Here is a 12,819-nt window from a genome sequence, read left to right as displayed (position 1 = left end):
GGCTTCAAGCTCTTCAATACTTTTATTTATTGAATTATATGTTCTAAACATCTTGGGTTTTGAAGCGTCATCATTGATTAACTTTCTTCTTATTTTTTTATCTTCTGTTTCAGGCAATACCTCAACTTGAAAATCATAACCTTTGTTAACAAGTTCCTTGTTAACAAAGGCATAAATCATTTTCTGGTAGGCTTCGCCTAGGGCCTGAGCGTCGGAGAAACTTCTACCTTCAATTTCAGGTTTTCCCTCGCTTTTCAAAAAATTATTAACCATTTTAAATTCATCATTGATTAGGTCATATTTCCCTGTTCTTTTGTTTTTCCCATCTATAAATATATGTGGGTGAACTCCCAAGTTATCATCGTGTTCACTGGTGATTTCATCACCATGAAAAACGATTAACTTAACAGGATAATCAGGCAGGTTTTCTTTGTAAAAGTTGTTTATTATATTCATATAATCAGTGGGTTTTACATAATCCACACATTGATTAAATGGAAACTTCCAAAATGCTTCTTGAATAACAGTTTTTTTCAAACTGAAATCATCATCCGATTTATTCAATTCGATAGATTTGTTTTTTAATTCTATGTATTTGTTGACACAAGAAACCTTTTGTTTCTTGCGTTGAACATTCATTTCATCAATAACATTTGAAGAGGCAACATCAACAACTTCTGGGTTTTGAAGCAAAGCTTGAAGAAAAGATGTTAATTCACCATCTTCATTTTTTTTGATAAGTTCTTTTAATTTATAAGCGTATTTTGACAACTCACAATTAACTTCGGCTAATTGTCCATTATCTTGTTTTTGCTCAGTGAGTGGGTCATATATGGATTTGAATATTTTCTTTCGGTCATCAACCGAAAGCTTATCCATTCTTGTAAGTTTGTTATTGAAAAAAACAATGTTCTTGTCAATAAGGTCTTTGTTAAATTCAAGGTCATCTTTTTGAATAATTCTTAACGAATGTTCAAGTGATGATTTAAGTTGATTGATACCGGGTGTTTTCTTAACACGGTTACCACTGGTGAAATTTAATCTTTTCCAGATCATGCTTTTGGTTTTGGACATTTTGCTCCTGATCGATGTTCACCGGGTAGGTGAACTGAGTTGTCTTTGTCACTCAGAAGGCCCACAAGGCCGCTGGTGACTGCGTAAGGCTGCGACCCTAAAAGGGGTGCGGAGTCTTCGCAAAGTGTTCTACAAGAGAAATTAGAGCCATTGCAAATGGTGAGAATTTTCTTGTTGAACAGTAGGTGTTGCCGTTGCTTTTGTTTCTGTCCTGCCGACTAGGCACCAGTGGTCATTTCGCAAGCGTAGCGGCTTTCACGAAGTGAAAGTGTGAAATTACCATCAACTGGTTGATAAATACTCATACTTCCAGTATTTGAGTTATTTAATTACAAGTTACCATGTATTATTTTATTTTCAAGCGAGAACAAAAAAGGCCACCTTGAAAGGCAGCCTTGTGAACTGATTGAACTTTCTATTGGCCTCTGTTCCAATTAAATATTTCTTCAAGTTCACTTTGTCTTTGCTTGTGGTCTGTTGTTCTAAATACATTCTGGATAATGCCATCGTTTATAAAACGTTTAGCACCATTTTTGAACATGATGGCGTAATCATTAAGTTCAAAATCAATAACTATGCTTTTGATAATCTCATGAAGCAACAAGTTTATTTTTGAGCGTGTTTCATATGTGCCATTTGCTTTTAATTCCTCAACAGCATTATCAATGTTTGAGTTGTAAATATTAAGCTGCGAAACCTCTACTTCTGTTTGTGACTTCTCTAATAAAAGATTTTTAATTTCTAGTTCTGCTTGTTTAGCTCCATCAATCATGAATGAAGGCAAGGCACCATCATGTTCAATAAAAGACTTCTGGAAATTTTCAAGCAACTTTTTATTCTTATCAATCTTGGTTTCAATCGTCCGTAGTTTTTTGGTTAAAGCATCAAGCGGATTATTTTCATCTAAAATGTCGGCAAGATTGATTTCTTGAATAGCTTTTAATAAGGTAATTTCAAAGTCGTCATATCGTAAACGTTTCAAAATACATTCGCGTGTAAATTTTCCCTTCTTACACACAATATAATTGACCGACTTTGGAACCTTTGCACGCTTATCAATACCGGGATTGAGTAGATGAACAGGGCCACCACAGTCAGCACATTTCAAAAGTCCGGTGAAAAGGTTTGTGAATACCTTCCCTTTACGTCCTTTTCGCGTGGTATTTGTTGCAGCAATACGTTGACATTGTTCAAACGTTTCACGGCTAATGATTGCTGGGAAATAGTCCTCAATAGGTTCACAAGCTGCAATCAAGTCACGTTTGCCAGTGTTTTGCTTCTTAGGCTGATAAAGTCCAAAGGTTGCCGGATTTCTCAAAATTTTAGAAATTATGGAAGGCTCCCAATACTCAATGTTTTTGAATGTTGGGATTCTTCTTTCATTCAAGATGTTCTTGATTTTTAACGAGCCGTTACCATTCTGGAAAAGCTCAAAGATGAGTTTGACCGTTTCGGCTTTTTCAGGATTGAGAACGTATCGACGACGTTTAATGTCTTTTCGTTTTTCTTCATCAAATACGTCGAAGGTTTGGGTATCAAGCCACGCTGGGGCTTGTGCAGTCATTGCGATTTTATGAACGGCGGCAAGCTCTCTTTTACTTGCCCAATTTAATAGACCTTTATCGCTTTTGTTTTTGCTTTCGACATTTGCACGGGTAGCATCAATTGATAAAGTGATGATTGTATAAACATCAATTTCTTCAAGGATTTTTTGTTCTTTATCACTGATGATTGCGAGTTTCAAACCTTTTGAAATTATCGCGTTAACCTTTATTAAAGCATCAATAGGGCCACGTCTTGTTAGCCGGTCAATGTTTTCTAGTGCAAACACATCACCCGGCTGAAACTTACCTTTTTCAAGGTCTTCAAAGAATTTAGTAAGTTCTTTTTGTTGCGTATCATCGGAAAAGGCAGAATGGCCGATGTCTTCAAGAGCGTGACTATTTTCTAGTGACAAGTCATTTTTTGCGGCAAAATCGGCTATCAGCTTTCGCTGACGTTCAAGCGAAAAGCCCCGTAATTGCTCACTTGTAGACATCCGAAGGTATGAAATTAACCGTGCCACAAGTCGCTCCCTATAAGGTCAAATCTTACGGGTATTATACGCCTGACTTGATCAAATCGGCCTATCCCTGGGTCGACGAAATTTCCGGGGCGGCGAGCCTGGCGCAGATGCTGTTGAACAACCCCAACCCCGACGGCAGCCCACGCCCCTCGCAGAAGCTGTGTGCAGGCCAGACGCTGCTGTGCAAGGCACTGGGCCTGAAAGTGCCGATGTGGGATGCCAAGCGCTTCGATCAGGAACTGCTGTATGTCGAAGACGTGGGCCAGGTGCCCACGCACATTATCCAGACTACGCGCCTGGGCATTCCCACTGGGCGCGATGAGCACTTGATGTACCGTTTCGTCGATGCTGGCTATGCGCCTTATTGCACGCGGAACCCGCTGCGTCGGGGGCAGGTCGAAGGCCGGGATTATTTTTTGATTTAACGCGCGACCATCCCATGTGGGAGCTGGCTTGCCTGCGATAGCGGTGTGTCAGGCAACTTCAATGCTGGCCACGCCGCAGCCATCGCCGGCAAGCCAGCTCCCACAGTTGAATTTCACCGTCTCAAATTCTGTTTTGTATGCATGGAGTGGATTGTATGGGCCAATGGCTCGATAGCATCACCGGCTGGTTGACCCTCAACCCACAATGGCTGGCAGCGGCGGTGTTTATTGTCGCGTGTGTGGAATGCCTGGCGATTGCCGGGTTGATCGTGCCAGGCACGGTATTGCTGTTTGCAATCGCCGCGTTGGCTGGCAGCGGTGCGCTGCCTTTGAGTGAAACCCTGCTGCTGGGCTTCCTCGGCGGCTTATTGGGCGACGGCGTTTCCTATTACCTGGGCCGCCATTTCCATCAGAACATCCGGCGCCTGCCCGGCCTGCGCCAGCATCCTGAATGGATGAACGGCGCAGAAACCTACTTCCACAAGTACGGAATCGCCAGCTTGTTGGTCGGGCGCTTCATCGGCCCATTGCGTCCCATGCTGCCCATGGTCGCCGGCATGTGCGACATGCCCTTCCCGCGCTTTGCCGCTGTGAGCATCATTGCCGCAGCGGGTTGGACCGTGGCCTATCTGCTGCCGGGCTGGGCTGCCGGCGCCGCGTTCCGTCTGCCCTTGCCGGAAGGCTTCTGGCCGGAAGCGGCGATTATCGCGGCGTGCCTGGCGGTACTGCTGGGGATGAGTTTGAACAGCAGTTGGCGCGGACATCGGCGCACCACCTTGTGGATTGGTTGCGCCAGCCTGGTGTTGTTGATCGCGCTGTTTATCGGCTACCCCCATCTCAATGACTTCGACCAGGGCCTGAGCGCACTGGTGCAGGAACATCGCAGCCCGTGGCTGGACGAGGTGATGGTGCGGGTCACCCAACTGGGTGAGTTCAAGAAGATGTTTTTCGCCAGCGCCGTGTTCACTGGCCTGTTGCTGTTGGCACGGCAGTGGCGCCACGCCGTATTTGTCGGCGCCACCCTCGCTGGCGCGGCAGTGATTAACACCGGCACCAAGCTGTTTTTCGCCCGTGGCCGCCCGGAAATCCTAACGGACCCGCTGACCAGCTTCAGCATGCCCAGCGGCCATGCCTCCGGGGCCTTTGCCTTCTTCCTGGCGCTCGCGGTATTGGCCGGTCGCGGCCAACCTACGCGGCTGCGCCTGACCTGGATGCTGCTGGGCTGCATTCCCGCGGCGTTCATTGCCTTGTCGCGGGTGTACCTGGGCGCCCATTGGCCCACAGACATCCTGGCCGGCACCTTGCTGGCAATGACCGTGTGTGCGTTCAGCCTGACGGCAATCGAGCACCGCAGCCCATTGCCAGCCATGTCGCAAAAAGCCTGGTGGCTGGTGCTGCCCGCCGTGGTGGCCGTGCTCGGTTTCATCGCCTTTACCGGTACGCCCCACGCACTGCTCAGGTACGCCTATTGACCCTTGGCCGGGCCGATCCAGTCCACGGAGGCGCTGCGCCGTTCAGCGTAACGCTCGCGGCGCTCCAGCAGCATCTCATCGGCCATTTCGGCGGCGCGCTCGGTGATGTACTCCGCGCCACGCGTGGCTTCCTGCTGGAGTAATTGCGTGGTCACGCTGACAAAATAAGCGTCCCACGCGACTTGTTCCGAGGGGGTCAGCCGAATCATGGTTATCTCCGATCATTGTTGTGCGATCGGAAAATAGTGCAGGCGGCGCAGTGGAGGCGACCGAGCAAAGTCTGAAAGCTCTGTCAGGCAAATCCGAACATCAGGTGAACAGCTCGCCCTGCAATTCATCGAGCAACAGTTGGATCGCATCCAGGCGTTGCCCTGGGTCGTCCAGTTGCAGCAAGTCGATCTTGTCGGCCTCGCTAAATGGAAGCAGATAGGCCAACTGATTGCTCAGGGCTTGCTGGCCTTCGGCCTGGCCGCCCATGTCCAGCGAGGCCACCATCGGGTGTTCGGCCAGGGCCTCAAGCAACGCCAGCAAGTCGGCGTCCTCTTCGCCCAGCGGCTGGTCCGGCAATTCTTGCAGCCATTGCACATCAGCCACCAGCAACTGGTCTTTCTGCACGCCGGCCTCACGCACGCGGAAACGACGGCCACCTTCGACGCGAATGCCCAGCAGGCCGTTGTCCTGCTGTTTGAAGTCACGAATCAGCGCTTCACAACCGACAAGCGCATAACCGTCAGGGGCCGTGCCCACTTCCGAGCCATCCAGGATGCACACCACACCAAAGCCTTCGCCCTTTTTCATGCAACGGCCGATCATGTCCAGGTAGCGCGCCTCAAATATCTGCAAGTCGAGGGTGCAGCCCGGGAACAGCACAGTGTTGAGGGGGAATAGCGGCAGACTCATAACGGCTTCCTTAAAACCTGGGTTAAACAATGACCGACACCGCCAACGGCAGGAACACCGCCGTGGCCACGCCCATCAAACTCATGGCCAGCGCCGCGAAGGCGCCGCATTCTTCGCTTTCCTGCAGGGCTACCGAAGTGCCGACAGCGTGGGCGGTCATGCCCAGGGCCATGCCCCGCGCTTCGGGGCTGCGTACACCCAGGCGCGACAAGAGCGCTGGACCGATCATCGCGCCGACCACCCCAGTGATCAATACAAACACCGCCGCCAAGGCCGCCACGCCGCCGATCTGCTCGGCCACCAGCATGGCAATCGGCGAGGTGACCGACTTGGGCGCCATGGTCATCAGCACCCTGTGCTCGGCCCCGAACCACCATCCCAACGCCACACAAAGGCCGGTGGCCAATACCCCGCCTACCACCAGCGTAGTAAATATCGGCCAGAACAATTGGCGAATCCGTCGCAGGTTCAGATAAAGCGGCACCGCCAGGGCCACTGTGGCAGGCCCCAGCAGGATGCCCATGATCTCGGTGCTCTTGCGGTATTCGGCGTAGCTCAGCCCGCAGGTGAGCAGCACGCCGATCACCAGCAGCATCGACACCAGCACCGGCTGCAGGAAGATCCAGCGGGTTTTCTCGAACCCCGCCAGCACCAGTTGATAGGCGCCCAGGGTGATACCGATACCGAACAGCGGGTGATGAATGACCGCCGTCCAGGCGCCCTGCCAGTCGAGGATCATTGGTCCTTCTCCTTGCGCTTGACCATCTGCTGCATCAGCACACCGACAAAGCCCATGGCGATCACCAGCGACACCACCAACGCCCCGACGATGGCCCAGAAATCCGCCACGATGTCCTTGGCATACACCATCACTCCCACGGCCGGCGGCACCAGCAGCAGTGGCAGGTAACGCAACAGGCTGCCGGCAGCCAGGCTCAGGGGCTCGCCGACTTCACCGCGCCAGACCAGAAAGCCCAGCATCAGCAACAAGCCGATGATCGGCCCCGGCAGTACCGGCACCAGTAAATGATTGATCGCCGTGCCGATCAGTTGAAACAGCACCAGCCAGGTCAGGCCACGTAACAGCATCCCGCTCTCCCCCTCAAAACTCGCGCGCATTATAAGCATGCCCGCCCTATGCTCCGGCATTCGCCAAAAGCATGTTGGGTTGACCAGGCTGATTGCCCATGATGATCTACATTGGTTCTCTGTAACCCATAAAAACGCCCCTTATCAACGGGCACATAAGTGATGAACCAAGGAGAGACGCAATGCCCTATGTACCCGTAGCGCAGCTCAAAGATTACGTCGGCAAGGAACTGGGACGTTCCGAATGGCTCACCATCGACCAGGCGCGTATCAACCTGTTCGCGGAAGCCACCGGCGATCATCAGTTCATCCACGTCGACCCGGTCAAGGCGGCGCAAACCCCGTTCGGCAGCACCATCGCCCACGGGTTCCTGTCGCTGTCGCTGATGCCCAAGCTGATGGAAGACATCCTGATCATGCCCGAAGGCTTGAAGATGGCCGTCAACTACGGCCTGGACAGCGTGCGCTTTATCCAGCCGGTGAAAGTAAACTCCAAGGTGCGGCTGAACGTCACCCTCACTGACGTCACCGAGAAAAAACCGGGCCAATGGCTGTTCAAGGCCACCGCCACCCTGGAAATCGAAGGTCAGGAGAAGCCGGCCTATATTGCCGAGTCGCTGTCACTCTGCTTCGTATGATCGCCACACCCCCACTGTAGGAGCGAGCTTGCTCGCGAAGGTCGTCAGCGATAACGCGTGCTTGCTGAACAAATGCGGCGCCTGTGAGTTTTCGCGGGCAAGCCCGCTCCTACAGGTGATGGATCCTGCGCATAGACCACTAGGTTCGGCACCCCGGCTACGGCATACTCGGCGCTCAATTATCCGGATCCCGCTATGCGCCCACTCGCTCCCCTTGCCCTTGCCCTGTTGCTCACCGCTTGCGGAGACGGCGAATCGCTGTTGCCGCCCGATGCGCGCTTGCCCGATGGCGGCCGCTACCGTGGCGATGTGGTCAACGGTTTGCTGCAAGGCCAAGGCCGTGTGGACTACCCCAATGGCAGTTGGTACGCCGGCCAGTTCGACAAAGGCCAGTGGCACGGCCAGGGCGAATGGCATGGCAGCAATGGCGAAGTCTATAAAGGCGAATTCAAGCAGGGCCTGTTTGATGGCCAGGGCAGCCTGACCACCTCGGGCAGCAGCTACGTGGGCGGTTTCAAGAACGGCCGACGCAACGGCGAAGGCACCCTCAAAGAGGGGCAGATGACTTATCGCGGCGAATTTCAGGACGACCAGTACTCAGGCCTCGGCCGCCTGGAACTGGCCGACGGCAGCCAGTACCAGGGCCAGTTCGCCCACGGCAAGCCCAATGGCGAAGGCCAGCGCAATGACGACAGCGGCAACCAGTTCAGCGGCCGCTTTGTCGATGGCCAACTGGAAGGCAATGGCACCTTTAATAGCGCCGAGGGGGATATCTATGTCGGTCAATTCAAGCAGAACCAGCTCAACGGTAAAGGCCGCTACGAGAACGCCGACGGTGATGTGTGGATCGGCCAGTTCAAGGAAGGCGCGCTGACCGGCAAAGGCGAATTGATCGGGGTCGATGGCAGCCACTATGTCGGCCAGTTCAGTGACTGGCGCTTTACTGGCGAAGGGCGCCTGAACCTCACCGATGGCAGTTTCTATATCGGTGGCTTCGACAGCGACAACTATCAAGGCCGTGGCACCCTGGTACTCACCGACGGCACCGTGCAGTCCGGCACCTGGGTCAACGGCCTGCGCGTGCGCGACGCCGAGGGCAAGCTGCTGCCCGACCCTCTGGAGACCGGCATACTGGCTCAAGGCCGCTTGCTCGATGACGCCCTGGCGACAGTGCCCGCGTCCACTCCGGCCGTGGAGCTATACACCTTGGTGCTGGCCGGCGACGGCAAACAAAGCGTGTTCCTGCGCGAGGCCGATTACGTCAGCAACCTGCTCGCCACCCGCTTCGGCGCGCGCGGGCAGGTGCGCCTGGTCAACCACCGCGACCATATCGCCGACCGCCCCCTGGCCACCCGCGAAAGCCTGCGCCGCTCGGTGCAAACCCTGGCCGAACGGACCGGACCGGAAGACCTGGTGTTCATTTACATGACCAGCCATGGCACCCATGAGCATGAGCTGGTGCTCGACCAACCGCGCATGGAACTGGCCGACCTGCCCGCCGACGAGCTGGCCGCCGTGCTCGCACCGCTGAAAAACCGCGACAAGGTCATCGTGATCTCCGCGTGTTACTCCGGCGGTTTCATACCGGCGCTCAAAGATGAGCGCACCCTGATCATGACCGCCTCCCGTGCAGACCGCGTGTCATTCGGCTGCTCGGAAGAAGCAGACTTCACCTACTTCGGTGATGCCCTTTTCGCACAAGCTTTCAACCAGACGGATGATTTGCAACACGCCTTCAAACTGGCGCAACTGCACGTGGCCGAACGCGAACAGGCGGACAACTTCGAAGCCTCCGAACCGCAGATCTGGGCCCCTAAAGGCGTGATCGCCCATTGGCAATTATTACGTAAACAGCAGGCACGAAAGGCGCTCGAAAGCGTCTCAATGAATAGCAAGGAAGCCAAAGGCAACTAAGCTGTAACGTGTAACAAGGGGGAAACACCATGTACCTGACACCGCAGCATATCTTGCTGGCCGGGGCTTCCGGCCTCACTGGCGAACACCTGCTCGACCGCCTGCTCAACGAACCCACCGTGACCCGCGTGCTGGCACCCAGCCGCAAACCATTGGCTGAACATCCACGCCTGGAAAACCCGGTGGGCGACCCGGCGGTGTTCCTGCCGCAACTGAGCGGCCGCGTGGATATTGCCTTCTGCTGCCTGGGCACCACGATCAAAAAGGCCGGCTCGGAAGCGGCGTTCCGTGCGGTCGACCTGGACATGGTGGTGGCCTTCGCCAAGCGCGCACGGGAACTGGGCGCGCGGCATCTGATCGTGATCAGTGCGATTGGCGCCGACCCGAAATCCTCGGTGTTCTACAACCGGGTCAAGGGGGAAATGGAACTGGCGCTGAGAGCGCAAGACTGGCCGCAGTTGACCATCGTACGTCCATCGCTGCTGCTGGGGGAGCGGTTGGAACCGCGCCTGGCCGAGCAGTTGGCCGGGCCGCTGTCACGGCTGATTCCCGGTAAGTACCACGGTATTGAAGTCTGCGAACTGGCCCGCGCCATGTGGCGCCTGGCGCTGGAAGAACAGGATGGCGTGCGGGTGGTGGAATCGGACGAGTTGCGCAAGCTCGGTAAGTAATGGTGCAGCGCTTGTACTGATCGCTCCCACGCTCTGCGTGGGAGCGCCGGTTATGACGCTCTGCGTCATGCTTGGGACGCGGAGCGTCCCCGACTGCATTCCCACGCGGAGCGTGGGAACGATCCACCGATCCACATCCTATCTACAGCCCGCCCGTGGCGTTGAAGCCCACACCCAGCACCGTCAACACCGACAGTGGCAACAATAAGGTATCGAGCAACGCGCTGGCCGGCAGGTCGAGATGGGGATAGCTCGGGGCCTCGGCACCAAAGCGGTCCTTGGCGCAGCAGCCGCCATTGATCGCGTACAGATCCAGGCGTGTGCCGGCATACACCACCGGGGCGCCCGGTTGCGCGGCATCCAGAGTACGCGCTGTGGCACAGCCGGTGAGTTGCAGCGCCATCAATAGCAGCAGTGCTTTATTCATCGCCGCCCAGATGGTGCTCGCCCCAACGCGGCAGCATGTCCTGGGGAATGTTCAACAGGTTGAGAATGCGCGCCACTACAAAGTCCACCAGGTCATCGATGGTCTGTGGCTGGTGATAGAAACCAGGCGACGCGGGCAGGATGGTCACGCCCATGTTCGACAACTTGAGCATGTGCTCCAGGTGAATGCTCGAATACGGCGCTTCGCGCGGCACCAGGATCAACTGGCGGCGCTCCTTCAAGGTCACATCCGCCGCCCTTTCGATCAGGTTGTTGCAGGCGCCTGTGGCAATCGCCGACAAGGTGCCGGTGGAACACGGCACCACCACCATCGCCGCTGGCGCACCGGAGCCTGAGGCTACCGGCGACATCCAGTCCTCTTTGCCGTAAACCTTGATCTGCCCCGCCGCTGCGCCGGTGTACTCGGTGAGGAATGCCTGCATCATCTGCACCTTGGAAGGCAGCGCGACATCGGTCTCAGTCGCCAGCACCAATTGCGCCGCCTTGGAGATCAGAAAATGCACCTCACGGTCTTCACGCACCAGGCAGTCGAGCAGGCGCAAGCCGTAGGGCGCACCGGATGCGCCGGTCATCGCCAGTGTGATGCGTTCCGGCCCGCTCATTTCAGTGCCTCGGCCAGCTTGCCGTGCAGGCCGCCAAAGCCACCGTTGCTCATGACCACCACGTGGGTGCCGGGCTGGGCCAAGGATTTCACATGCTCAATGATGCCTTCCAACGAATCGCAGACTGTGGAGGGCACGGTGCATAGCGCAGCAATCGCGGGCAAATCCCAGCCGAGGTTGGCCGGCGCATACCACACCACCTGGTCGGCATCGTTGACGCTCTCGGGCAGGCCATCACGGTGCGCGCCCAGCTTCATGGAGTTGGAGCGCGGCTCGACGATGGCAATAATTTGCGCATCGCCGACGCGCTTGCGCAGGCCATCCAGGGTTGTGGCAATTGCGGTCGGGTGGTGGGCAAAGTCGTCGTAGATGGTAATTCCATTTACTTCAGCGACTTTCTCCATGCGCCGCTTCACACTCTTGAACGCGCTCAAGGCGGCAATGCCCATGGCTGGTACCACGCCAACATGCCGAGCGGCAGCCAGGCTCACCAAAGCGTTGGCCACGTTGTGTTGGCCGGTCATGCCCCAATCGACGATGCCTTGGGGCTGGCCTTCGAACAGCACTTCAAACCGCGAACCGTCTTCGCTGAGCAACCTCGCCTGCCACTGCCCGTCCGCGCCGGTAGTTTGCACCGGGGTCCAGCAGCCCATGTCGATCACACGCTGCAACGCAGGCTCGGTGGTGGGATGAATAACAAGGCCCTCACTTGGGATAGTGCGCACCAAGTGGTGGAACTGGCGCTCAATCGCCGGCAGATCGGGGAAGATATCCGCGTGATCGAACTCAAGGTTATTCAGGATCGCTGTGCGTGGGCGGTAATGGACGAACTTGGAGCGCTTGTCGAAAAAGGCGCTGTCGTATTCATCGGCCTCGATCACAAAAAACGGGGTCTGGCCCAGGCGCGCCGATACCGAGAAGTTCTGCGGCACACCGCCAATCAGGAAACCCGGGCTCATGCCTGCATGCTCCAGCACCCAGGCCAGCATGCTGCTGGTGGTGGTCTTGCCGTGAGTGCCCGCCACTGCCAGGACCCAACGGCCCTGCAGCACATGGTCCGCCAGCCACTGGGGGCCGGAGACGTAAGGCAAGCCTTTGTTCAGTACGTATTCCACCGCCGGGTTGCCGCGAGACATGGCGTTGCCGATGACGACCAGGTCCGGCACCGGGTCGAATTGCGAAGGGTCGTAACCTTGGGTCAGCTCAATCCCTTGCGCCTGTAGCTGCGTGCTCATGGGTGGATAAACATTGGCATCGGAGCCTGTTACGTGATGGCCCAGCTCTTTGGCCAGAACCGCCATCGAACCCATGAACGTACCGCAGATACCCAGAATATGAATGTGCATAGTCGACCTCGTAAACATCGAGGCAGGTTAGCGTAGGGTGGGAAAGTTCGCACGCTTTAGCTGAGCACGAAACGCTCGCCGGTAGGATCCGGCACAAGGGAGGCCTTGAACCGCGCTGCCGGCGTTTTTAAGCTCAGCGGCTTTCAAGGTAGCGCGTGAGACAAAAAACGAGCAGT

12 protein-coding genes and 2 pseudogenes are annotated in these 12,819 nt (G+C 55.3%); 5 read left to right on the top strand and 9 right to left on the bottom strand.

Annotated features, from left to right (window positions below):
- Positions 1-1,074, bottom strand: a pseudogene (locus GIW79_RS25290) (hypothetical protein); the annotation flags it as partial.
- Positions 1,075-1,489: 415 nt separating this feature from the next.
- The gene (locus GIW79_RS25285; RefSeq protein WP_236477434.1) at positions 1,490-3,139 is read right to left on the bottom strand and encodes a recombinase family protein; all 1,650 of its coding nucleotides are present in this window, start codon (positions 3,137-3,139) and stop codon (positions 1,490-1,492) included.
- Between the two features lie 47 nt (positions 3,140-3,186).
- On the opposite strand from GIW79_RS25285, the pseudogene GIW79_RS25280 reads away from it, so the two are divergent.
- Positions 3,187-3,564 (top strand): annotated as a pseudogene (locus GIW79_RS25280) (DNA-3-methyladenine glycosylase); the annotation flags it as partial.
- Positions 3,565-3,719: 155 nt separating this feature from the next.
- Positions 3,720-5,036: a bifunctional DedA family/phosphatase PAP2 family protein gene (locus tag GIW79_RS25275; protein ID WP_054918122.1), complete on the top strand. Its 1,317-nt coding sequence runs from the start codon at positions 3,720-3,722 to the stop codon at positions 5,034-5,036.
- Here GIW79_RS25275 and GIW79_RS25270 read toward each other — a convergent pair.
- The 4 genes from GIW79_RS25270 to GIW79_RS25255 form a co-directional block, all read right to left on the bottom strand.
- On the bottom strand, positions 5,030-5,245 hold the full coding sequence (locus tag GIW79_RS25270; RefSeq protein WP_034126901.1) for a hypothetical protein: 216 nt from the start codon (positions 5,243-5,245) through the stop codon (positions 5,030-5,032). The two genes, GIW79_RS25275 and GIW79_RS25270, sit on opposite strands and share 7 nt — an antisense overlap.
- 100 nt (positions 5,246-5,345) lie before the next feature.
- Entirely contained in the window at positions 5,346-5,936 is a 591-nt protein-coding gene (locus GIW79_RS25265; RefSeq protein WP_236455042.1) for an LON peptidase substrate-binding domain-containing protein, read from the bottom strand.
- Between the two features lie 22 nt (positions 5,937-5,958).
- Positions 5,959-6,675, bottom strand: coding sequence for an LrgB family protein (locus tag GIW79_RS25260; RefSeq protein ID WP_034126899.1), 717 nt, complete (start codon positions 6,673-6,675; stop codon positions 5,959-5,961).
- Positions 6,672-7,025, bottom strand: a complete 354-nt coding sequence (locus tag GIW79_RS25255; RefSeq protein ID WP_054918124.1) for a CidA/LrgA family protein — start codon at positions 7,023-7,025, stop codon at positions 6,672-6,674. Before GIW79_RS25255 ends, GIW79_RS25260 begins: the two co-directional genes overlap by 4 nt.
- Before the next feature lie 182 nt (positions 7,026-7,207).
- Between GIW79_RS25255 and GIW79_RS25250 the strand changes: the two genes are divergently transcribed.
- The 3 genes from GIW79_RS25250 (at position 7,208) to GIW79_RS25240 (ending at position 10,248) form a co-directional block, all read left to right on the top strand.
- A complete protein-coding gene (locus tag GIW79_RS25250; protein WP_003194496.1) occupies positions 7,208-7,663 on the top strand; it encodes a MaoC family dehydratase in 456 nt (151 codons plus the stop codon).
- 195 nt (positions 7,664-7,858) lie between these two features.
- The gene (locus GIW79_RS25245; RefSeq protein ID WP_054896193.1) at positions 7,859-9,577 is read left to right on the top strand and encodes a C13 family peptidase; all 1,719 of its coding nucleotides are present in this window, start codon (positions 7,859-7,861) and stop codon (positions 9,575-9,577) included.
- Positions 9,578-9,606: 29 nt separating this feature from the next.
- A complete protein-coding gene (locus tag GIW79_RS25240; protein ID WP_014720096.1) occupies positions 9,607-10,248 on the top strand; it encodes an oxidoreductase in 642 nt (213 codons plus the stop codon).
- Positions 10,249-10,390: 142 nt separating this feature from the next.
- Here GIW79_RS25240 and GIW79_RS25235 read toward each other — a convergent pair whose 3' ends face one another.
- The 3 genes from GIW79_RS25235 to mpl are packed head-to-tail and all read right to left on the bottom strand — an operon-like array spanning position 10,391 to position 12,643.
- Positions 10,391-10,675, bottom strand: a complete 285-nt coding sequence (locus GIW79_RS25235; protein ID WP_003194502.1) for a YceK/YidQ family lipoprotein — start codon at positions 10,673-10,675, stop codon at positions 10,391-10,393.
- Positions 10,668-11,297 carry a flavin prenyltransferase UbiX gene (gene ubiX / locus GIW79_RS25230; RefSeq protein ID WP_032895136.1) on the bottom strand — a complete coding sequence of 210 codons (630 nt, stop codon included), beginning with the start codon at positions 11,295-11,297 and terminating at the stop codon, positions 10,668-10,670. Before ubiX ends, GIW79_RS25235 begins: the two co-directional genes overlap by 8 nt.
- Positions 11,294-12,643 carry a UDP-N-acetylmuramate:L-alanyl-gamma-D-glutamyl-meso-diaminopimelate ligase gene (gene mpl / locus GIW79_RS25225; protein WP_060764042.1) on the bottom strand — a complete coding sequence of 450 codons (1,350 nt, stop codon included), beginning with the start codon at positions 12,641-12,643 and terminating at the stop codon, positions 11,294-11,296. Before mpl ends, ubiX begins: the two co-directional genes overlap by 4 nt.
- Positions 12,644-12,819: the final 176 nt, after the last annotated feature.

Source organism: Pseudomonas sp. PA-7-1E (assembly GCF_021605325.1).
GTDB lineage: Bacteria > Pseudomonadota > Gammaproteobacteria > Pseudomonadales > Pseudomonadaceae > Aquipseudomonas > Aquipseudomonas fluorescens_BV.
The sequence above is the reverse complement of the archived record's forward strand: the minus strand, read 5'-3'. Positions and strand labels throughout refer to the sequence as shown.

Coding starts and splice junctions, on each gene's coding strand:
- ubiX (WP_032895136.1), bottom strand. CDS start 11,297: ATGAGCGGGCCGGAACGCATCACACTGGCGATGACCGGCGCATCCGGT.
- GIW79_RS25245 (WP_054896193.1), top strand. CDS start 7,859: ATGCGCCCACTCGCTCCCCTTGCCCTTGCCCTGTTGCTCACCGCTTGC.
- GIW79_RS25255 (WP_054918124.1), bottom strand. CDS start 7,025: ATGCTGTTACGTGGCCTGACCTGGCTGGTGCTGTTTCAACTGATCGGC.
- mpl (WP_060764042.1), bottom strand. CDS start 12,643: ATGCACATTCATATTCTGGGTATCTGCGGTACGTTCATGGGTTCGATG.
- GIW79_RS25260 (WP_034126899.1), bottom strand. CDS start 6,675: ATGATCCTCGACTGGCAGGGCGCCTGGACGGCGGTCATTCATCACCCG.
- GIW79_RS25235 (WP_003194502.1), bottom strand. CDS start 10,675: ATGAATAAAGCACTGCTGCTATTGATGGCGCTGCAACTCACCGGCTGT.
- GIW79_RS25275 (WP_054918122.1), top strand. CDS start 3,720: ATGGGCCAATGGCTCGATAGCATCACCGGCTGGTTGACCCTCAACCCA.
- GIW79_RS25250 (WP_003194496.1), top strand. CDS start 7,208: ATGCCCTATGTACCCGTAGCGCAGCTCAAAGATTACGTCGGCAAGGAA.
- GIW79_RS25240 (WP_014720096.1), top strand. CDS start 9,607: ATGTACCTGACACCGCAGCATATCTTGCTGGCCGGGGCTTCCGGCCTC.
- GIW79_RS25265 (WP_236455042.1), bottom strand. CDS start 5,936: ATGAGTCTGCCGCTATTCCCCCTCAACACTGTGCTGTTCCCGGGCTGC.
- GIW79_RS25270 (WP_034126901.1), bottom strand. CDS start 5,245: ATGATTCGGCTGACCCCCTCGGAACAAGTCGCGTGGGACGCTTATTTT.